We start from the raw sequence: 21,203 nt of genomic DNA, 5'->3' as shown, positions 1-21,203 counted from the left end.
TCATCACCAACCTTTATTTTAAATCTTTTTTCCTGAAAATATATAATCCTAAACTTGTAAGAATAACTGTAAGAATTAGAGAATATATAATTAAATGCCACAGTTCATTTGTACCAAGCGAAATAATTTGAAATGTCTGACCAAATGGGTTGAATTCAAACAGAAATAGAAATACCTCTCTACTGATACCTGTAAACATACCTGGTCTAGAAAGTGAATAACATAAGAGGCCTACAAAAAGTAATATAAAGGCTGTTAGTATACTTATAATTGAAGTTCTTGATTTACTTGAAGATAACATACCAACAAAGCTAAAGATTGCTATATATGTAATGCAGGAAAACCATCCAGTAACTCCAATTAGAATAATTTCAGTTACATTACTATTGATTGATATATTTGTAAGTAATCCAAAAAGACCACCAGTTAATGCCCATGCAAGGTATATAGCTGTTATTGCAATTACTCCTGTAATGAAGTTAGCCAGATAAATACTATTTCTTTTATGTCCTACAATTAGTTTATTGCGTATGGTACCATCACTATATTCAGTTCCAAGATAGGAACTGAAGAAGATAGAGGTAAGGATACCTATTACTTGAAGTGAAAGGAATAGTGCAATATGTAAATACGTGGAACCTTGACTTATTAGTAATGAGCATAACATACTTACAATTGAAACCATTATAAATATTGTTATCCAAAATGCTTTGGTAATCCAAAGCCTGCTTAAATTAGCTGATAATAATTTATACATAAGTATCACCATCAATAAGACTCATATAGAAGCTTTCTAAGTTTTCACTTCGTTCCTGCATTGATATTACTTCACAATTCACCTTTTTTAATGCCAGTACAAATTGAGTTACTTTAATTTCTGTATATATGTCAGCATGAGTATCAGAATAAATTTTGTATTCAACATTCATTTCATCAAGCACTCTTGTAAGCAGTTTTGTATCATTCACTTCTACATGAATACATTTCTTGTAAAGCGTATGTAATTCATCAGCACTTATTTCTTTTACAATGTGGCCCTGATCAATAAAGCCATAATGGGTTGCAAGTTTTGATAATTCATTAAGAATATGACTTGATATTAAAATAGTTATTTGTTGTTCACGATTAAGTTTTAAGATTAACTCACGAATCTCTATAATTCCTTGTGGATCAAGACCATTCACTGGCTCATCTAATATCAGAAAATCAGGATCGCCTATAAGTGTTATAGCAATTCCTAATCTTTGTCGCATACCTAAAGAAAAGTTTTTTGCTTTTTTCTTTCCTGTATCTGCAAGTCCAACCAATTCTAATGTTTCTTTTAAACCATCATAAGATGGCAATCCCAGTATTTTATACTGTTGTTTTAAGTTATCTTCTGCAGTCATTTCTAGATAAATAGATGGATTTTCTACTACTGCACCCATTCTTCTTCTGGCTTTTACAATATCTTTCTCATCACTCTTTTTACCATATAACATATAATCTCCAGATGATGGGTATTGAAGACCACAAATCATTCGAATTAATGTTGTTTTACCTGATCCGTTTTTTCCAACAAATCCATAGATTGAACCTTTGGGGACATTCATTGTTAATTCATCTAATGCTTTAAAATGTCCATAACGTTTACTTAGGTTCTTTGTTTTAAGAATGTATTCCATAAGTTAAAACCTCCTTCATTTTCTTTGACACCATTATTCTAACAATCAAATGTAAAGAAAGTGGTAAAGAAAACAGTAAAGAAATAGTAAATATTTATTCCGATGTAAGTTTAAAACCAATTCCCCAAACAGCATCAATATAATCTTTATTATTTATATTACGAAGTTTTCTGCGTAAATTACTAATATGCATTTTCAAAGAACTTTCATTACAATCAGGTGTATCCAAACTGATTAAATCCAGCAAACTAGATTTTGTAACTACTTGAGTAGGATTTTGCATTAATATTTTTAAAATTGCATATTCAGTTCTTGTTAGTTTTACTTCAACATCATCAATGGTTGCCGAGTGAGTTGTTATATCAAGTTTTATTTCATCATAGGTCAAAATAGATTTTGTTATTGTGGTATTTGAAGTGCGAAATTGAACAGCGATTCTGGCTAATAACTCTTTTTTATTAAATGGTTTCGTTATATAGTCAACAGCACCACTAAGTAACAAATTAACTTTGTCATCAATATCAACTTTAGCACTGACAACAATAACTGGAATTCCTTTAATCTGAGTTAATACATCCTCTCCACTTATACCAGGAAGCATTAAATCCAATAATATCAGATCTGGAATTGAGTGCTTAAGAAATAGTATTGCTTCACTTCCAGAATATGCACGAGAAATCGTATATCCTTCTTTTGTAAGGATTTCTTCAAGTACATTTCCAATATGTATATCATCATCAATTATTAATATATTTTTCATATTGCCCATCTCCATTTCTTTTGCGATAAAAATTCAGTGTTGTTTCTTTATAGTATAACGCATTATGATAGTAAATCAATTTTGATATGATGATTTATGGTTTATGCACGTTAGTTTTTGATTTGTGTATCTTGGTAAAAAAATCTTGATAAAGAAAGCAGAATGGTAAATACTTACATTGAGGAGGAGATTATGAAAACAATAGACAATAATGAAAAAGAATTGAAAGTCACTGTACAGTGTGATAATCATGAAGAACAAGATAAGTTGTTAAGTTTTGTGAAACATTTCAATTCCAAAATATATGTACAAAAGAATGGAAGGGAATATATTCTTTCCATGGAAGATATCTACTATATCGAATCCTTAGAGAAAACAACAATTATCTATACTCAAAATGACAGTTATGTTTCAATGATGTGGCTATATCAGATTGAAGCAATGTTGAGCGATGATTTCGTTCGTATTAATAAATCAACAATTATAAATTTATCATATCTGAAAAGTATGAAATCTGATATAGGTTCTAGAATTCGTTTAGAGTTTAATAATGGAGATAAGTTTATGGTAACTAGAGCATATGTAAAAACATTTAAAAGAAAGTTAGGAGGAAATTAAAATGACTAGCAAAAACAATTTAGAAAAATTTATGTATTTAACCTTTATGGCATTTACTACGGCAATAACAGTCATTACATTAATTGGTGTATTTGCTGGTGATGAAATTATTTCCTACTCGACATTTTATGTGAATGGTGGAGTTTCTCTTACTGCCATTGTGCAAATCTTAGTATTAGCAGTTATAACTGCGCTTATCAATATTATTTTTGATAGTGAATCCTTAGTAGCTAAAGTAAGAGTATTGTATTTAACGCTTATAAAGCTATTCTTAATTCTATTAATCGCAACTGCATTTATCTTTATATTCAAATGGTTTCCAGTGGATGAAGTCTATGCTTGGATTAGTTTTGTTGCAATGTTCTTAGTATGCTTTATAATTGCTACCATTGCCAGTGTACTTGTTACTAGAAAGAAAGATAAAGAGTATGAAGAGATGCTTACTAAGTATAAAGAAAGAGCAGGAAAAAAGTAATGAGTGTAATCAATATATCAAATTTATATAAAAGTTTTGGTGATAAAGAAGTGCTGAAAGGAATTGATTTCAAAGTGGATGAAGGAGAGATACTAGGTGTACTTGGTCCATCTGGTGCAGGCAAAACAACACTAATTGAAATCATGATTGGTCATTTAGAGAGTGATAAAGGAATTAGTAAAATATTTGATGTTAGTTCTACGCAGTTAAAAGATGATTCTTATTCAAAGATTGGTACTGTATTGGATGAAGCAGGTTTATTTGACCGTTTGACATGTAGACAAAATCTTGAAATATTCAGAAAGATTTATTCTATTGATAAAGATGAAGTGAATACAGTTTTACAAAAAGTTGGATTATACGAAAGTTCAAATGTTGCTGTTGATAAGTTATCCAAAGGGATGAAACAGAGATTAGTTCTTGGACGTGCAATTATGCATAAGCCAAAACTGTTATTTTTGGATGAACCTACGTCTGGCCTTGATCCAAGTACTAGTCAGTTAATTCATAAATTATTATTAGAACTAAAACAAAAGGGAACTACGATTCTCTTAGTTACACATAATATGCAGGAAGCTACTGACTTATGTGATAAAGTTGCATTTCTGTTTGATGGTAAAATCATTGAGTATGATACACCAACTAGAATTTGTGATAAACATAATGAATTAAACCAAATAAGTATTGTGACTAACCATGATAAAGAATTTAAAGTACCTAACAATAAAGAAAGCTATTCAGAAATTCTAAATGCATTGAAAGATGATGAAATTAAATCAATACATTCAAGTGAACCAAATTTAGGTGAAGTATTTATATCACTAACAGGAAAGGAGTTGATTTAAATGAGTGCTACTAGAATTAATGCAATAATTTATAAACAAGTACAAGATACATTAAAGAATAAATCAATTCTAATACAGTTTGTAATGTTTCCTGTAATGGCTTCAATCTTAACCTTTTCAGCAAAAGACTTTGGTTTAGAACCTAGTTTCTTTGTGAATATGTTTGCAGCGATGTATGTAACCATGGCTCCAATTATTGTAGTATCTACAATTGTTAGTGAAGACAAAGAAAAAGGAGCCTTGCAGATGTTAAGGATGTCCAATGTAAAGCCATTTGAGTATCTGGTAGGCGTTGCTTTATATGTATTTGTATTATGTGCAATAGGATTATTATTTATGGCAATTGTAGGAGGGTATACATCAAATGGAATGATAGTATTCCTACTGGCGAATATGGCAGGTCTAATTATATCAATTCTTATTGGATCAATTATTGGACTGTTATCTCCTAATCAAAGTGCCAGTAGTGGATTATCTGTACCAGCAATGCTTATATTTTCGTTTTTACCAATGTTATCAATGTTTAACTCTTCAATTCACAATTTCAGTAAATACATTTATTCTCAACAAGTGAGTGATATTATTAGTACACTTGAAGTTAATGTGACAAATATAATAACATTAGTAATAAATTTTGTGATTGTGTTGGTATTGTATCTAATAGTCTATAAAAAGTATAAATTTAAATAATAAATTTGAGATAGTTTGTGCTATCTCTTTTTGTTTACATTAAAAATTTATAATGATATTATTTGGTTAATATTAAGGAATCCATAGTAAATATCAATGAGGAGAAATGACAAATGAGTAAATTAAGCAATATGAGAGGAATAGAAATCAAAAAGTTCCGTGCAGTTTCATCAGGAGAAAAAACATTAAGTGAATTATTTGGTGATAATGGATTTGACACTTGGGTTGAACAAAATAAACACTTATTGAAGGATCATTCATATGAACCAACTGATTTTATATGGCATCTCGATGCTGATATAAGTTGGGATAAAGGTAGAAATATTTATATAATTGCAATCAAGGATGAAGTAACTGCAGAGGATCTTGCTCCTTATGAACTATTTGAATTTCCTGGAGGGATGTATTTAGTTGCTACTGGTGATGAAAGTGATAATGAAGATTTAGAAGAAACGATTAACTGCATGATGACTTGGATTAATAATAGTGATGTATTTGAATATGGTGATTTCCCTAAAAGTGGAATGTGTAATATGCCAAATCCTGATGGTAATTTTGATAAAGCACTTGGCATTGCTCAACAGCAGATTTATTTACCATTAAAGTTTCGTGATAAATAAATACAACATTATAAAGAAAACAGTAAAGATTTATTAAAAGTCTTAAAACATTGATTAAATAGTGATGTTTTAAGACTTTTTTCTTATTGTTATTATAGATAGTGAATGATAGTATTAAATTAATTAAGTTCTAATTAATTTGGAGGTAATATATGGAGAAATGGGTATATGTAATGTTTATTGAGAAAACAAAAACGTATAATCGAATCACAAAGGCAATTGTAGAAAGTCATGTGGAGAATCTAAGAAAATTAGATGAGGAAGGACACATGGACTACTGTGGGGTATTTAAAGGATATCCGGGTGTTGCAGGAATGGTGATTATCAAGGCTGACAGTTATGAAGAAGCAGAAGCATTATGTAAAAGAGAACCACTTGTGATTGGTGGGTATGCAACTTATAAACTGAAGGCATTACAAGTAGCTAATAGTGATAATAATTACTTATTGTAGTGTAGAGAACATTCTAGAAATAGATATTGTCTAATAAATATGAAACAAGGAGATATAAAAATGGCAAAAAAAGTAAGTGATGAAATATGTTTAGAAAATGTTGAGAAGATGAAAGAATTGTTTTCTGATGTAATTGGTGATGCGGATCGCTTTCGTGTAGTTTATGGATGCGGAGTAGATGTTGGAATGATGAATTTTGTAGTAGTAAGAAAGACAACATATACTTATGCAAGTTATGCAATTGGGTTTGATGAAACTGCTAATGAAATTGTAATTTTACCAATCAATCGTGATTTCAGTTCTTATGGAGATCCAATTTATGTAAAGAAGGATGAAGTAAAGAAAGCCAAGATTAGTATGTTTTCTAAGGAAATTAGAATTCAATCAAATAAATTTCCTAAAAAGTATATAACATTTACTGTTCAGGAAATGTTGAATCAGGACCCTGATGAAGTTGCAATTTGTGTAAAACAGGAAGAAGAAGCAAATGCTTTTCTTCAGTTCTTTAAAACTAAATTTTCATAAATAAATAATTTAAATGATGCTTGAAAGCAGTAGAAATACTGCTTTTTTTGTTTGAAACAAAAAAGATGTACAGGTACCTTTAATAAAGTCCTTGACTTTTCTAAAGGTACCTGTAATAATATATTCGTAAGGTACCTGTAGAAAGTAAGAGGTAATGAATTATGGAAAATAAATATATTGAACTTTACGATAAGTTAATGCAGTTACAATGGTTGCTACGTCGTCAACAAATGGAGCATTATGCTCAATATGGACCAACTGGCGATCCAACTCGCGGTCAAGGAAGAGTATTGGCAATGCTTAGAATTAAACCAGAAATAAGTACAAAAGAATTAACGTATCTGTTAGGGATTCGTCAGCAGTCTTTAAATGAACTTTTAAATAAGTTGGAGAAAAATGGATTTGTGAAAAGGGTGCCATCAGCAGATGATAAGCGAGTAATGATGGTTATACTTACTGAAAAGGGTAAGGAAGAACAATCGAATGAAATGGACTATGAATCAATTTTTGATTGTTTGGATGAAGATGAAAAAGAAAAATTCAGCGAATATTTAGATCGAATGATTGAAGCTCTAGGTAGTCAAATAGAATTTGATGAGGAAGAACTTGAAAACTGGGAGAATTTACGCAATTCTTTTATGGAAGGTGGAGAATTTCCACATCGTGGGCCTCATCGTCATTTCTTTGGTGGTGGTCCTATGAGAGGTGGGCGTCCTCATGGAAGACGAAACGATAAAAGAACAAAAAATAGTGAAGAAAATAAATAGTAAATAGTATAGGAGGGTATACCAATGGAATTATTTATATATATACTTGTGATGATGATAGCTATTTTGCTATCAAATATTATAAATCGGTTTTTACCATCTGTACCTGTTCCGTTTGTTCAAATTATGTTGGGAGCATTTATTGTGATGCTCCCTTTAAATTATCATTTAGAAATACACCCTGAGTTGTTTTTTACTCTATTTGTTGCACCACTTGTTTATCTAAGTGGAACAACGATCAATAAGAGCACTGTGTGGAGTTTAAAGAAGTCGATTCTTAATACATCTGTTTTGTTAGTATTAGCTAGTGTTCTTCTTGTAGGCTATTTACTTCATATGATGATTCCTAGTATTTCAATTGCTGCAGCGGTTATTTTAATATCTGCTTTAGGACCAACAGATGATATTGCAGTAGATTCTGTTGGTAAAAGATATTTAATTCCGGGTAAAATGTTGGAGTTGTTGAAAGGTGAATCTGTATTCAATGATGTAAGTTCTTTAATTCTCTTTCAAATAGGAATTACAACAATCCTTACAGGAACATTTTCTCTTGTTGATTCAGCTACTAGTTTTCTTTTAGTGGGAGTTGGTGGAGCAGTTGTTGGTACCAGTTTATCATTTCTAAAAAGGGGAATCATTAAATGGATTCGTCATCAAGGAATTAAAGATGAAACAATATATGTTTTATTGGGTCTTATTACTCCATTCTTAGTATATTACATTGCTGAGTTATTGCATGTAAGTGGTATTCTAGCAATCTTTGTAGCAGGAATGATTTACTCCTTTGAAAGCAAACAAGATAACCCAGATATAGTAAATGAAAAAATTACTTCTGATAATGTATGGAAAGTATTATCGTTTGTTTTAGAGGGAATAGTATTCTTAATTCTGGGAACACAAATTCCTGAGATTACGACATCATTATTAAGTGGTAACAATGCAATGAGTATTCAGGTAATTCTTGTTTATGTAGTATTAATTATGCTACTTTTATTTATTATTCGCTTTTTATGGGCGATGGTTACATTACCTAAGGATGTATGTGAAAAAGAAGAAAAAATTAGTAGATTAAAATCATGTTTTATCTTTAGTTTGGCTGGTGCGAGAGGTTCGGTTACATTGGCAAGTGTATACTCTATTCCACTTGTACTTAGTGATGGGAGTGTCTTTCCACAAAGAGACTTAATGATTATATTAGCTATGGGAGTCATTCTATGCTCAATGATTTTAACTTACTTTGTATTACCTTTATTAGTGGAGAAAAAAGGAACTGCAGAAGATGATAATAAGGAGATTTATTTAAGTATGTTGAATAATGTAATTAAAACACTAGAAAATGAATTTCTTTCCACATATAAATCAGAAGGTGAAGTAGTTCTTAGAGATTACATGAAACGGTATCGTGAACTTGAAAGTTCAATAACTACAACTAAAAAGAATGATGATGAGATTCATAAATTAATGTATCAGACGTTTAAATGGGAAATTGAAAACGTACAAAAGATGCTAGATAATGATGAGGTATCAAAAGATATGGGTGAATATTATATCTACATCTTAAATGATCGATTGAATCGAACAAATAGTCATAAGATTTATCATATTATTGGGTTTCTTGAACAAATTCGTAATCTGAGACTAATTTTGAAAAGTAGAAAATTTGCAGATCAGGAAGAAATGTTTAGGATTATGATTCAAAATGATGAATATGTAATTGAGCAATTAGACAAGATGTTAGAAAAAGAAGATTCTGAACTTGTAAGATATTTAAAATCAAAAATTGAGGTTTCAATTGCTGAGAAAAGAGGTAGGAATCAATATGCACAAGGACGAGATAAAGTTCAGCTGGATAATGATGTTGTGTTGCAAATTCGAAAACGAGGCTTGCAGCTGGAAAGAGATAGAATTCAAAAAGAGTATGAACAAGGAACAATTGACTGGAAGAGTGCAAACACAATGCGGAATAATATTGCATTATTAGAAATGCAAATTGAATTATAGTAACTAGGAATTGACAAACTAATTTCAATATACTAGTATATGAGTAACCAAATAGCGTTGATAGAGACAGTAATATACATCTAAAATTCAAAGCGAGTCAGAGATAGTGAGAGTCTGATAAAAGTAAGATCTATATGAACATCCCTCTTGAGTTGCAGACTGAAAAGATATGAGTAAGTTTTGCCGGTGTCCTCCGTTACAAGGATAGCATATGATGGTATGTGAAATAGGTGGTACAATGATAGTTCAAGGCTTTCATCCTGATTTCAGGTGAAAGTCTTTTATTTATTTGATAACCTAATGCCTCAAGTAAGCGTTTTGGTAAATTCAAATAAGGAGGAATTACAATGTACAAGAAAGTAGAAAACAATTTGAATTTTGTAGAGAGAGAAAGAGAAGTAGGAAAGTTATGGAAGAATGAGAACATCTTTCAAAAGAGTATTGATAATCGTAATGGAAAACCAATCTTTACTTTTTATGATGGACCACCAACAGCAAATGGAACCCCACACATTGGCCATGTTCTTACAAGAGTAATCAAGGATTTAGTTCCGCGTTATCAGACAATGAAGGGAAAGAAGGTGTTAAGAAAGGCTGGTTGGGATACTCATGGTTTACCAGTAGAGTTAGAAGTCGAGAAACTTCTTGGGTTAGAAGGTAAAGAACAGATTGAAGAATATGGAGTAGAAGCGTTTGTTGAAAAGTGTAAAGAGAATGTATGGAAATATAAGGAAATGTGGGAAGACTTCTCGCAGCTGGTTGGATTCTGGGCAGATATGGATAATCCATATGTTACTTATCATAATGAATTTATTGAATCCGAGTGGTGGGCATTAAAAGAAATTGCTAAGAAAGGGTTGTTATATAAAGGACATAAGGTAGTGCCATACTGCCCAAGATGTGGAACATCATTATCTACTCATGAAGTATCACAGGGATATAAAGATGTGAAAGATACAAGTGCATATGTGAGATTCAAAGTGAAAGGTGAAGATGCATACTTTCTGGCATGGACAACAACACCTTGGACGCTACCTAGTAATGTGGCTCTGGCTGTAAATCCACACCAGACATACATGAAAGTAGAAGTTGATGGAAATATGTATTATCTGGCAGAAGCACTCTTAGACGAAGTATTAGGTGTACCATATAAAGTACATGATAGATTTGAAGGAAAAGAACTGGAATACAAAGAATACATTCCTTTGTATGAACAAGAAAATTTAACTAAGAAAGCATACTTTGTAACATGTGCAGATTATGTAACGTTAGATGCTGGTACAGGAATTGTCCACATAGCACCAGCTTTTGGTGATGATGATTCTAAGGTAGGAAGAATCTATGACTTACCATTTGTTCAATTAGTAAATGAGAAGGGTGAAATGACAGGGAACTATCCTTGGGAAAATATGTTCTGTAAAGATGCAGATAAACTTATATTAGAGGATTTAAACAAGCGTAATTTATTATTTGGAACAGTAGAACTTGAACATAGCTATCCTCACTGTTGGCGCTGTGATACTCCACTTATTTATTACGCAAATGAAACCTGGTTTATAGAAATGACGAAAGTACGTGATGATTTAATTAAGAATAATAAAACAGTTAACTGGTTACCAGAGAGTATTGGAGAAAAACGATTTGCGGATTGGTTAGCAAATGTCCAAGATTGGGGATTGAGTAGAAACCGTTATTGGGGAACTCCATTAAATGTATGGGAGTGTTCTTGCGGTCATCAACATGTAATTGGTTCAATCCAAGAACTGAAGGAACTATCAGATAATTGTCCTAAAGATATTGAACTACATCGACCATTTATTGATGAGGTAACTATACCTTGTGAGAAATGTAATTCAATAATGCATCGAGTAGAAGAAGTGATTGACTGTTGGTTTGATTCTGGTGCAATGCCGTTTGCACAGTGGCATTATCCATTTGAGAATAAAGAGTTATTTGATGAAAATTTTCCTGCTGATTTTATTAGTGAAGCAATTGATCAGACTCGAGGCTGGTTTTATTCACTGCTAGCGATTTCAACAATCCTATTTGACAAATCTGCTTATAAGAATGTGTTGGTACTTGGACATATTCAAGATGAAAATGGCCAGAAGATGAGCAAATCAAAAGGGAACTCAGTTGATCCATTTGAGATACTAGAAGAATATGGTGCAGATGCAGTACGTTGGTACTTTTATGTTAATAGTGCACCTTGGTTACCAAATCGTTTTAATAAGAATACTGTAGTAGAGATTCAAAGAAAGTTCTTAGGAACACTTTGGAATACTTATTCATTTTTTGTATTATATGCAGATATTGATAAATTCAATCCGACAGAATATAAATTAGATTATGACAAACTGTCAATTATGGATAAATGGGTATTATCAAGACTTAATTCTGTTGTGAAAGATGTAGATGCGTATCTAAATGAATACAAGATTATGGAAGCAGCACGATTGATGGAAACATTTGTAGATGAATTAAGTAACTGGTATGTACGTAGAGGTAGAGAGCGTTACTGGGGCAAAGATATGTCAGAGGATAAAGTAAATGCTTATATGACGTTATATACAGTATTGGTAACTTTTGCGAAACTGGCAGCACCAATGATTCCATATATGAGTGAAGAAATCTATCAGAACTTAGTTGCTTCTTTTGATAAAGATACGCATGAAAGTATTCATTTATGTGGCTATCCTATAGCAAATACGAAATGGATTGATACTAGTTTAGAAGAGCGAATGAAACTGGTTCAAGAAGTAGTAGTTCTGGGAAGAAGTTTACGAAATACTTCAAATTTAAAGAATAGACAGCCATTACAAATACTATACATTAAAACTGCAAACCAACTGACAAATGATGAATTGAATATAATTAAAGATGAGTTAAATGTAAAAGAGGTAGTATTTACGAATAATACAAGTAAGTTTATGACGTATCAGTTTAAACCACTACTAAAAACATTAGGTCCAAAATATGGAAAGGATATAGGCAAAGTAAAGGAACTACTTCAAAGTGTTGATGGTAATCAGTTTATGGAAGGGTTAGATAGTAATGGAAAAGTGACAATTCAAAGTGAAGACACTAGTTATGAGTTCACAAAAGATGATCTGATTATCGAATCAGTAGCAAAATCTGATTTTGTTGTAACTGATAGCAATGGAATTACAATTGCATTATACACATATCTAAGTGATGAACTTGTTGAAGAAGGTACAGTTAGGGAAGTGATTAGTAAAATCCAGAATTTAAGAAAAGAGAATGGATTTGAAGTTATGGATACAATCCAAATAGCAGTGAATGCAAATAATAACTTGATTTCAACAATTCTAAATAATAAAGAAACAATTATGAGTGCTGTATTAGCAACAAGTTTAGAAGTAAAAGAAGAAACTAGTTTTATCTCACTTAATATTAATGGAGTTGAATTATTGGTTAATTTGTATCGAAATAAATAAAACAAGGAAGGGAAAGACCAATTTGGTCTTTTTCTTCTGGAATAGTGAACGATTTTCAAATATAATACGACTAATAAAGAGATAGGGATTGGTAAATAACGATATATTTTAGGAAAAGAAATTTTGGGTTTCAGGGAACCTGATTTTTCTTTTGTAAAAAAGATAACTTTTTTGATCAATAACTTATCTACTTAATAAGGGTAAGTGGATTAGTAAACTGAAGGAGGGCGAATAAGATGAAAGACAAGGGGCTTACCCAAATTGTAGAAGAGGTTCAAAAAGACTCAAAACAATTTGAATTACTATATTCTCGTATAGTTAAAAAAGTATATTACTGGTGTTTTACAATATTAAAAAATGGTTCTGAGGCTGAGGATGTAATGCAGGAATCAATGATTTTAATCTATAAGAAAATCCATACACTGAAAAGTCCAGAATACTTTAATTCCTGGATGTATCGACTAGTAACCAACTGTTGTTATGGATATCTAAATAAAAAGAAAGATTTAGAGTTTTCGATTAATGAAGATTTTGATGATGGATTTGAATCAAGATTTACAGAATCCAGAAGAGAGTATCTTCCTAAAGAAGCATATGACTTAAGTGAAACTAAGCAAATCATTTCAGATATTATTAATGAATTACCAAGAAAGCAAAGAGAAACGATTATTCTGTTTTATCTTGAGGAGTTGAAAATAGATGAAATAGCAGATATCTTAGATTGCTCTTCAGGAACAATCAAAGGTCGTTTGCATAAAGGAAGAAAAAATCTAGAAATGCAGTTGAGTGAATATCAGGAAAACAACAAGGTCAAACTATACAGTGTTCCTTTATTATCAATTTTGGCACTCATTCTTTATGAGCAACGAGAGACAACATGTAGATATGTAGACTTAAGTTATCATAAAAGTTTATTTAGACTTTCATGGTTCAGCAAATTCACAACATTATTACCAAAACTTACAGTTGTAGTACTAAGTGGTGTCGTGTGTGTAAGCGCTGCTACGTTATTTCTGACTTCAGATACAAATAGTACGGGTACGATAGAAGATGATTTTAATGTATGTGGATTAAACGAAACTCAATCACCAAGAGAAGATACGAAGAGTATAAATACAAAACCAAAAGGTTATCAGCTGATATCAACAGTCACACGTGATACAAACTTAACAAGAGGCAGTGTCAAGGTTCGTATTGAGCTTAAAAAAGATATTGATAGGGATGAAGTGAAAATATTGAGTAAAGATGATGAAGTGATGTTTGATCTAAAGAACAACCAAATTGTATTTCAGGTAATAGAAAACGGTAACTACATTGTGTATGTGAAAAGTGAAAAACTAGAAGTTAATATCAATAATATTGATGCTTATGCACCAGAATTAGTTGAGGTTTACAATCATGAAAAATACCTGCAACTTGATATTAAGGACGAAAAATCTAAAATAGATTTTGAGAATTCTTATTTAGAACATAATGGAAAAGAATATCCAATCAAAGATAGTTTTATAGTTGATGGCAAATTTTCAGGAGAATGTTTTATTGTGTTGACCGATAAGGATTCAAGAACAGTTAGATATACGATGAATTTTAGTGAAATTGAAGAAATAAATAAACAGTAGTATTTACTGCAGAGGGAGAAGATAATGAAAAAGATTGGAAAAATATTTATAATAGTTAGCTTTATTTTTATTAGTGTTATTCAAATAAGCAGTACAAAAGTTCAAGGATATGTAAATCAAACATTTTATGTAGCAAGTGATCTGGTTTCTTATCGAGTGCTGAGTGAAGAAGGTGCAACAGGTACAGTTGAAGTTGTGAAATTTGAACAAGCTTATGTACCTGTTCAAAAATATGTGCTTAATCTTCCAGAAACGGTTGATTATAATGGTGTTACATATACAGTAGTTTCAATAGCGGATAAAGCATTTGCACCAAGCTGGAATGGATATTATCAAAGTAGAATGATTGGAGAAGTTGTAATACCAGATACAGTAACACATATTGGTGAATATGCATTTAATGGAAACGAAATTACTTCTCTTGTGCTTCCAAATAATGGAATAACAATAGGAGATTATGCATTTCTAAGTAATAAATTAACAGAAATTACATTTCCGGAAAACATAGGTTCAATTGGAAATGGAGCGTTTGGATTAAATCAGGAGTTAACAAGTATAACGTTCAGTGAAGGGTTTGCACAAAATGCAAAAAGCAATGTGTTTGATTACAGTGCAGTAGAAACATTAGTAATACCTTCATATATGAAAGAGATACCTGCTGGTTTAATGGCTAGAAGTGCATATTTAAAAAATCTTACAATAGAAGAAGGTGTAACTCATATTAATAACAGTGCGTTTAATGGTATGTTTGGTGGCTCAATAACAGAAGTTACTCTTCCAGAAAGTTTGGAATATATCGGGGATAGTGCATTTGCATGTCATCCTATAGAAAGTATAAGGATACCTAAAAATGTTCAGCATATTGGAAAATATCCATTTCGATATAGTGAAATAAAATCAATATTTTTAGATGATGAGAATGCTATAGACTTATTTCTAGACCCAGCATCACCTGATGTATTAACTCAGACTACAGATACAGTAACTGATATTTATGCGGCAAAAATAGTTGCAAATTATACAACAGACACTTTATTAACTAATGATATTAATGAAAATGATACAGTAGAATTTAAACTTACAGATCTTGATACTGTATATAAAGTGATCAAACAGTATAATGGTGAGACAAGTGAATATGTTGACGCTGATTCAACTTTAGCTACAGTACCTTGTGATTTTAGTATTCCACTTGTAATTGAATGGTACAAGGATGATGTATTAATTGATGGAGAAACAGGAACATCACTTACACAGACTATGGATGAAGCAGGAGACTATAAATATTATGCGAAAGTCAACGGGATAAAACTAAATGACATCGATGTAATAGTTACTGCTGTTCCTGAAATTACTATATCTATAAATCCGAATCAAACTGAAGTTATTCAGGGAGCAAGTGCAAGTTTTACAGCAACACTCGAAAATGATACAGCAAATGCTGGAGTAATATGGAGTATTGAGGATGCAAAATCAAAAGATACAGCAATTACTCCTCTAACAAAGTCAACATCACAAGCAACACTTGTAGTTGGTAAAGATGAAATAGTAAATTCAGTAATAACAATAAAAGCAACTTCAATAAGTGATCCTACAAAAGTAGCAGTAGCTACCATAACAGTAAAGAAAAAAAAGGATCATTCAGTTAAACCGACAGATCCTACAAAACCAGTAGATCCAATTGACCCAGTAAATCCAGTTAGTCCTTCAAAACCTGGAACTCCTTCAGTTCCTAGTGTAAAGCCAAGTGTGGTTCCAAACACAGAAGTTACTGATGTATCAAATGGAGTGAATACCTTTGATACTACAACGACTATACCTTATGGTTTATTAGTAATACTTTCAACTGGTTTGATAGTATTAATTGGTAGAACTAGAAGAATTAAAGAATAATATAAATATGCATAAAGGTCAAAAAACGCCTATATAGTTGTGTATTACCCGCCCTTCAATATACAATATTATAACCCTTTGTGCATGCTGAGATAAGGCAATATAGATGTGTAGTTTTACGACTAAATCTATATGCCTTTTTTGTAGATGTATAATTATTTCTTTTGTTTTGTTATAATTTGAATGTTAGTTGTTTGGAGGGAGAATACATGGATTTTTTTGATTTTAGCGGAATAAATATTGGTGATGAAAATAGTCCTGAAAGATATAGTGATATTATTCTGGTTATTATAAAATTATCTTTAACTGCTGTATTGGTTGCAGGTGTTTTCTTGGTAAAAGGAAATGATTTATTTCCAGATATAATATCAGATACTGATAATGATTTTATTGTTATAAGTTCAATTGTAGTAAGTACATTTATAATTATTCCATTCGTAATGAAAACTAAATTTTTCCGTTTGCAAACTGATAACAAATATTTATATTATAGTAGATTTAATAAACCTATAAAATTTGAAATTGAAAAATGTTACTTTTTTTACCGTAAAGTAGGATTGGTAAATTATTTATGTATTGTTGACGATAATGGTGAATTTTTTGCATTAAAATGTCCTAATGCCTTTAAAAAGAATATTGAAAGTTTTATATTGATATTTTTAACTCCTTATATGATGGGAAAAGGTCTTTGTGATTACGAAAGTAATCATATTGGGATTAGTAGTGGTGGCATTGTAATGTTGATGGTAAAAGCATGCATATTTATATTTTTATTTGGAGCATTTGATATGTTCCATAAATATATAGAATACGGAAACATTATTTCAGCTTCTCTCTATATAATATTATTTTTATATTTATTTGTTTATAGAATTTTTACATACATATTTCTAGAGAATAAAGTTTTGTTTAATTATTTTATATTTAATGAAAAGTATTTTTATTCAAATAATAGTAAATATGAAATTAGTACTCTTAGCAGGGTAATTGTGAGACAAAATGAGGTATATAGTATTTCTGTTATGAGAGATAAAGAGATAGACTATCTAGAGTTATTTTGTATCTATTACAAAAAAATATGCAATGTAGTTGATGAATTTGAAAATGACTTGAATGAAGTGTTACAGAAATACCCTAGAATAATTCGAAGTTAATTACTATGTGTGAAAAAAGAAAGATAAATAAATGGTGAGTTAATGATATTATATAATAGTGTTTACGAAGTTGAAATTACTGAGATTACGAAACTTGAATTAACTACTTTCAAATATGATAAGATATTTGATTATATGAAATTGATTGATAGTGAATTCTCAAAAATTTGGAATATATTTATCAATAAATCAAATATGATTCTTGTAGCTCATATGAGTGCTCCATGCAGTTGTATATTGCATGAAAGTGAATTAATCATACTTTTAGATGGTTATATAGTGATACTGGATTTAAATACATATGAGATGACCGCGATTGATGATTTTAAAAATCATGGATGTTTCTTTGCTATATATGAGTATGATGAAGGTTATATAATCCATGGCGAATTAGAAATTATTAAGCTATCTAACGATTTTAAAATAGAGTGGTCATTTAGTGGAAGTGACATATTTGTAAGAGCTGATGGAACAGAGTGTTTTAGAATCATAGATGATAAAGTAGAGGTTAGATGTTGGGATGGTCTTGAAGTGTTATTAGATATCAAAGGAAAGGTGATAAAAGAAACCTATAATAAATAAATGCCCACTTCAAAAAGTGGGCATTACTGTGTAAATATTTACATATAATTAATTGAATTAAATTTTACCAAACGGTGGTTTCGTAATTTTGCCATATTCATCTGATCTCATTACTCTGACTTCACCAGAATAGATTTCCTTCACATCACTAAGATATGATTTCATAACTGGAGTAATCAAAACAAAATCAATTTCTTCATTTTGCAATATATCATTTATTTCTGTTCTTTTTGCTGGTCTCCAATCATATTCTGGATATACTTTCGTAATGTTTTCTATTAGGTCTCCAGTTGCATAGTCAAGCACTGGTTTGTAATTATGACCTGGAATTTCCTGTGTCCTATAGTTGTGTACAAATAAGATTGCTTTTTTCATAGAATTCTCCTTAATTATGGTATCTGCAAGCAGTTGATCAAACGTGATTGCAAATATTCCTTTTAGTTGTAAAAGGTATTCCAAATTTGGTGTACTTTTATTGAGTTCCCATTTCGAAATTGTCTGTCTGGAAACATGAAGTTTGTCAGCCAAGTCCTCTTGTGACAGGTTGTTGGCAGTTCTAAACATCTTGATATTGGCTCCTATATCTAACATCACTGTATCATCTCCTTTTGTCTTGGTAAAGTGAATCTATGTAACTTATTTGTTGCATCTTAACTATACAATATGCAACGAAACGTTGCAACTTTTCGAAGTGCTTATTTCATTGAAAATATACTAAAGTTTCTTATTTTGATAATCATATGTTATAATTATGGATATTGTCATAAGGAGGTGAAAGACAATGGTAACTTGTACGAGAGAGCTTACAAAATATGAAATAAATTACTTTGATGCTTTTTGTCGTACAATAACGTTTACAAAGCTTCCATTAATCATGGGACGAGTGCGTCCAAAATAGGAGGAATTGTAAAAACCGTTGTCTTTCAAATCTGTAAAGCCTGGTTTTTAATCGGGCTTTTTTATATGCAATTCCTCTACTTAAATTAATGGAGGAAAATAATATGAAAATACAAGTAAACAATTTAATAAAATCTTATGCTGGAGATGTTATTTTAAATGATCTTTCACTGGAAATAGTGAAAGGTAGTAAATCAGCAATTGTTGGTGAGAATGGTGCAGGAAAAACAACATTATTAAAAGTGTTATCAGGAGAAGAACATTATCAAGGTGGTAATGTAATCATTCCTAAAGATATGAGTGTTGGTTATATGATGCAGGTCTTTCCAAATGTAAAAGAATCTAGTAAGGAGTTTATCCTTTCGGCTTTTAAAGAGTATTGTTACTATAGTAAAAAACTAAAAGAATTAGAACTACAAATGATGGATGCAGAGAACTATGATGATATTTTTGAAACATATACAAAAACATTTGAAAAGTTTGAACAAGTTGGTGGATATGAATTAGAAAATAGTTTAGAATCTTATGCTAAAGGTCTTAATGTATACGATATACTAGATCAACCATTTCATACATTGAGTGGTGGACAAAAGACACGTATTGCCTTAGTTCAATTGTTATTACAGGATTATGAAGTGCTCTGTCTTGATGAACCTACCAATCATTTGGATGTAAATGGAATTGAATGGTTGGAAAGTTATTGTCAGAATACTAGTAAGACACTAATTGTTGTATCTCATGATCGGCAGTTTCTCTCAAATACTGTTTCTGTGTTTTATGAAATAGAGGATGGTCAGGTTGTAACCTATCATTGTAATTATGAGCAATATCGTAAAGAACGTCATGAACGCTATCTTCGTATGGTAATGGACTTTGAACAACAACAAAAAGAAATCAAGAAATTGAGACTGATGATTCGACGTTTCCGACAGTGGGGGAATGAATCAGATAATGAAGATATGTTTAAGAAAGCAAAGGCTGTAGAAAAACGATTGGAACGTATTGATAAACTTCCCAAACCAATCGAAGTAAGAAATCAGTTAGAGTTCAAATTAAAGAATTCACAGTTAGGTAGTAAGGATGTTGTTATCGCTAATAATCTAGAGATAGGTTACGATGTACCATTAGTAAATACTTTGGATTTTACAATTCAAAGAGGAGACCGATTGGCAATTGTTGCACCAAATGGGAAAGGGAAAACAACCTTATTGAAAACTTTATTGAAAGAAATAGAACCTCTAAGTGGAACGATTCAGTTTGGTGCCACTGTAGATGTTGGTTATTTGCCACAGGTTGTTAAATTTGATGATCACAAAGAGCGGATTTTAGCCTATCTTCGTCGAGTATGTGAACTAGATGAAGAAACAGCCAGACGTTCACTAGCACGCTTTGGGTTCTATCAGGGAGATATGTATAAATATGTATCAAGTCTTAGTGGTGGCGAACAAGTGCGCTTAAAACTCTTGGAAATTATGCTGAGCGAATGCAATTGTATCATTCTTGATGAACCAACCAATCATCTGGATATTGCCAGTTGTGAAATCATTGAAGATATACTATCGAAGTTTGAAGGAACAATTATTGTGATTAGTCATGATCGAATGTTTTTAAATAAACTGCAAACGAAAATGATGTACTTATAAGTAATGAAAGAATGATAGTCAGTCGATTATCATTCTTTTTCTTTGAAGTGTCAAAAGTTATTTAATTGATTCAAATACTAATGTTTGCTAGGATAAAAGTGTAAGAAATAACATATATTGATAGGAGAAACTTTATGAGAAAATTTGATAATATTAATGTTGATAATACGTTTATGGAATATCCATCACTATATCGCAAAAGATTATTAGAATTAAGAGATTTAATTTTCGAGACAGGAGATAGAATTGATAAAACAAATAAAATAGAAGAAAGTTTGAAATGGGGACAACCATCATATACTTGTAAAGGTGCTAGTCCAATACGCATTGATCGTTTTGAAAAAGATAAGATAGCAATGTTCTTTCATTGTCAGACTACATTAGTCGAAACATTCAGAAAACTATTTACTAATGATTTAACATTTTCTAAAAATCGTGCAATTGTATTGGAACCAAAGAAAGAGTTACCTGTTGAAGAGTTAAAAATTTGTATCGAAATGGCACTGACATACCATAAAAAGAATTAGGTTGCTATAAAAT

At 31.0% G+C, this 21,203-nt stretch carries 20 protein-coding genes and 1 other annotated feature; of the genes, 16 read left to right on the top strand and 4 right to left on the bottom strand.

Features of this window, described 5'->3' with window-relative positions:
- Positions 1 to 13: 13 nt before the first annotated feature.
- From J2S15_RS13790 to J2S15_RS13780, 3 genes are all read right to left on the bottom strand, one after another.
- Entirely contained in the window at positions 14 to 757 is a 744-nt protein-coding gene (locus J2S15_RS13790) for an ABC-2 transporter permease family protein (protein ID WP_307409292.1), read from the bottom strand.
- Positions 750 to 1,664 carry an ATP-binding cassette domain-containing protein gene (locus J2S15_RS13785; protein WP_307409290.1) on the bottom strand — a complete coding sequence of 305 codons (915 nt, stop codon included), beginning with the start codon at positions 1,662 to 1,664 and terminating at the stop codon, positions 750 to 752. Before J2S15_RS13785 ends, J2S15_RS13790 begins: the two co-directional genes overlap by 8 nt.
- A 94-nt stretch (positions 1,665 to 1,758) precedes the next feature.
- Positions 1,759 to 2,424: a response regulator transcription factor gene (locus tag J2S15_RS13780; protein WP_307409288.1), complete on the bottom strand. Its 666-nt coding sequence runs from the start codon at positions 2,422 to 2,424 to the stop codon at positions 1,759 to 1,761.
- Positions 2,425 to 2,616: 192 nt separating this feature from the next.
- Here J2S15_RS13780 and J2S15_RS13775 point away from each other — a divergent pair, with 192 nt between their 5' ends.
- The 14 genes from J2S15_RS13775 (at position 2,617) to J2S15_RS13710 (ending at position 18,123) form a co-directional block, all read left to right on the top strand.
- The gene (locus J2S15_RS13775; protein WP_307409287.1) at positions 2,617 to 3,042 is read left to right on the top strand and encodes a LytTR family DNA-binding domain-containing protein; all 426 of its coding nucleotides are present in this window, start codon (positions 2,617 to 2,619) and stop codon (positions 3,040 to 3,042) included.
- A gap of 1 nt (position 3,043) precedes the next feature.
- Complete coding sequence (locus tag J2S15_RS13770) at positions 3,044 to 3,517, top strand: DUF3021 family protein (RefSeq protein WP_307409285.1); 474 nt, start codon at positions 3,044 to 3,046, stop codon at positions 3,515 to 3,517.
- A complete protein-coding gene (locus J2S15_RS13765; protein WP_307409284.1) occupies positions 3,517 to 4,362 on the top strand; it encodes an ABC transporter ATP-binding protein in 846 nt (281 codons plus the stop codon). Before J2S15_RS13770 ends, J2S15_RS13765 begins: the two co-directional genes overlap by 1 nt.
- Positions 4,363 to 5,052: an ABC transporter permease gene (locus J2S15_RS13760; protein ID WP_307409283.1), complete on the top strand. Its 690-nt coding sequence runs from the start codon at positions 4,363 to 4,365 to the stop codon at positions 5,050 to 5,052. It begins immediately after the preceding gene.
- 113 nt (positions 5,053 to 5,165) lie between these two features.
- Positions 5,166 to 5,672, top strand: a complete 507-nt coding sequence (locus J2S15_RS13755) for a GyrI-like domain-containing protein (protein ID WP_307409282.1) — start codon at positions 5,166 to 5,168, stop codon at positions 5,670 to 5,672.
- Between the two features lie 152 nt (positions 5,673 to 5,824).
- Positions 5,825 to 6,124, top strand: a complete 300-nt coding sequence (locus J2S15_RS13750) for a YciI family protein (protein ID WP_307409281.1) — start codon at positions 5,825 to 5,827, stop codon at positions 6,122 to 6,124.
- A 60-nt stretch (positions 6,125 to 6,184) separates the two neighbouring features.
- On the top strand, positions 6,185 to 6,649 hold the full coding sequence (locus tag J2S15_RS13745) for a hypothetical protein (RefSeq protein ID WP_307409280.1): 465 nt from the start codon (positions 6,185 to 6,187) through the stop codon (positions 6,647 to 6,649).
- Between the two features lie 161 nt (positions 6,650 to 6,810).
- Positions 6,811 to 7,416: a MarR family winged helix-turn-helix transcriptional regulator gene (locus J2S15_RS13740; protein ID WP_307409279.1), complete on the top strand. Its 606-nt coding sequence runs from the start codon at positions 6,811 to 6,813 to the stop codon at positions 7,414 to 7,416.
- Between the two features lie 24 nt (positions 7,417 to 7,440).
- Complete coding sequence (locus tag J2S15_RS13735; protein WP_307409277.1) at positions 7,441 to 9,417, top strand: cation:proton antiporter; 1,977 nt, start codon at positions 7,441 to 7,443, stop codon at positions 9,415 to 9,417.
- 48 nt (positions 9,418 to 9,465) lie between these two features.
- Positions 9,466 to 9,683: a binding site (T-box leader), on the top strand.
- Positions 9,684 to 9,764: 81 nt separating this feature from the next.
- Positions 9,765 to 12,875 (top strand): isoleucine--tRNA ligase, encoded by a 3,111-nt coding sequence (ileS, locus tag J2S15_RS13730; RefSeq protein WP_307409274.1) that lies wholly within the window; start codon positions 9,765 to 9,767, stop codon positions 12,873 to 12,875.
- A 236-nt stretch (positions 12,876 to 13,111) separates the two neighbouring features.
- The gene (locus J2S15_RS13725) at positions 13,112 to 14,494 is read left to right on the top strand and encodes an RNA polymerase sigma factor (protein ID WP_307409272.1); all 1,383 of its coding nucleotides are present in this window, start codon (positions 13,112 to 13,114) and stop codon (positions 14,492 to 14,494) included.
- A 24-nt stretch (positions 14,495 to 14,518) separates the two neighbouring features.
- Positions 14,519 to 16,387 (top strand): leucine-rich repeat domain-containing protein, encoded by a 1,869-nt coding sequence (locus J2S15_RS13720; RefSeq protein WP_307409270.1) that lies wholly within the window; start codon positions 14,519 to 14,521, stop codon positions 16,385 to 16,387.
- A 209-nt stretch (positions 16,388 to 16,596) separates the two neighbouring features.
- Positions 16,597 to 17,541: a hypothetical protein gene (locus J2S15_RS13715; RefSeq protein WP_307409268.1), complete on the top strand. Its 945-nt coding sequence runs from the start codon at positions 16,597 to 16,599 to the stop codon at positions 17,539 to 17,541.
- 42 nt (positions 17,542 to 17,583) lie between these two features.
- Positions 17,584 to 18,123 carry a hypothetical protein gene (locus J2S15_RS13710; RefSeq protein ID WP_307409266.1) on the top strand — a complete coding sequence of 180 codons (540 nt, stop codon included), beginning with the start codon at positions 17,584 to 17,586 and terminating at the stop codon, positions 18,121 to 18,123.
- A 57-nt stretch (positions 18,124 to 18,180) separates the two neighbouring features.
- On the opposite strand, the gene J2S15_RS13705 is transcribed toward J2S15_RS13710, so the two are convergent.
- Positions 18,181 to 18,714, bottom strand: a complete 534-nt coding sequence (locus J2S15_RS13705; RefSeq protein ID WP_307409265.1) for a helix-turn-helix domain-containing protein — start codon at positions 18,712 to 18,714, stop codon at positions 18,181 to 18,183.
- 410 nt (positions 18,715 to 19,124) lie between these two features.
- Between J2S15_RS13705 and abc-f the strand changes: the two genes are divergently transcribed.
- Together abc-f and J2S15_RS13695 are read left to right on the top strand one after the other, a co-directional pair.
- Positions 19,125 to 20,663 (top strand): ribosomal protection-like ABC-F family protein, encoded by a 1,539-nt coding sequence (gene abc-f / locus J2S15_RS13700; RefSeq protein WP_307409263.1) that lies wholly within the window; start codon positions 19,125 to 19,127, stop codon positions 20,661 to 20,663.
- Positions 20,664 to 20,797: 134 nt separating this feature from the next.
- A complete protein-coding gene (locus J2S15_RS13695; protein WP_307409261.1) occupies positions 20,798 to 21,190 on the top strand; it encodes a DUF1801 domain-containing protein in 393 nt (130 codons plus the stop codon).
- Positions 21,191 to 21,203 lie beyond the last annotated feature (13 nt).

Origin of the sequence: Breznakia pachnodae, from assembly GCF_030814225.1 — a bacterium.
Taxonomy (GTDB): domain Bacteria; phylum Bacillota_I; class Bacilli_A; order Erysipelotrichales; family Erysipelotrichaceae; genus Breznakia; species Breznakia pachnodae.
The sequence above is the reverse complement of the archived record's forward strand: the minus strand, read 5'-3'. Positions and strand labels throughout refer to the sequence as shown.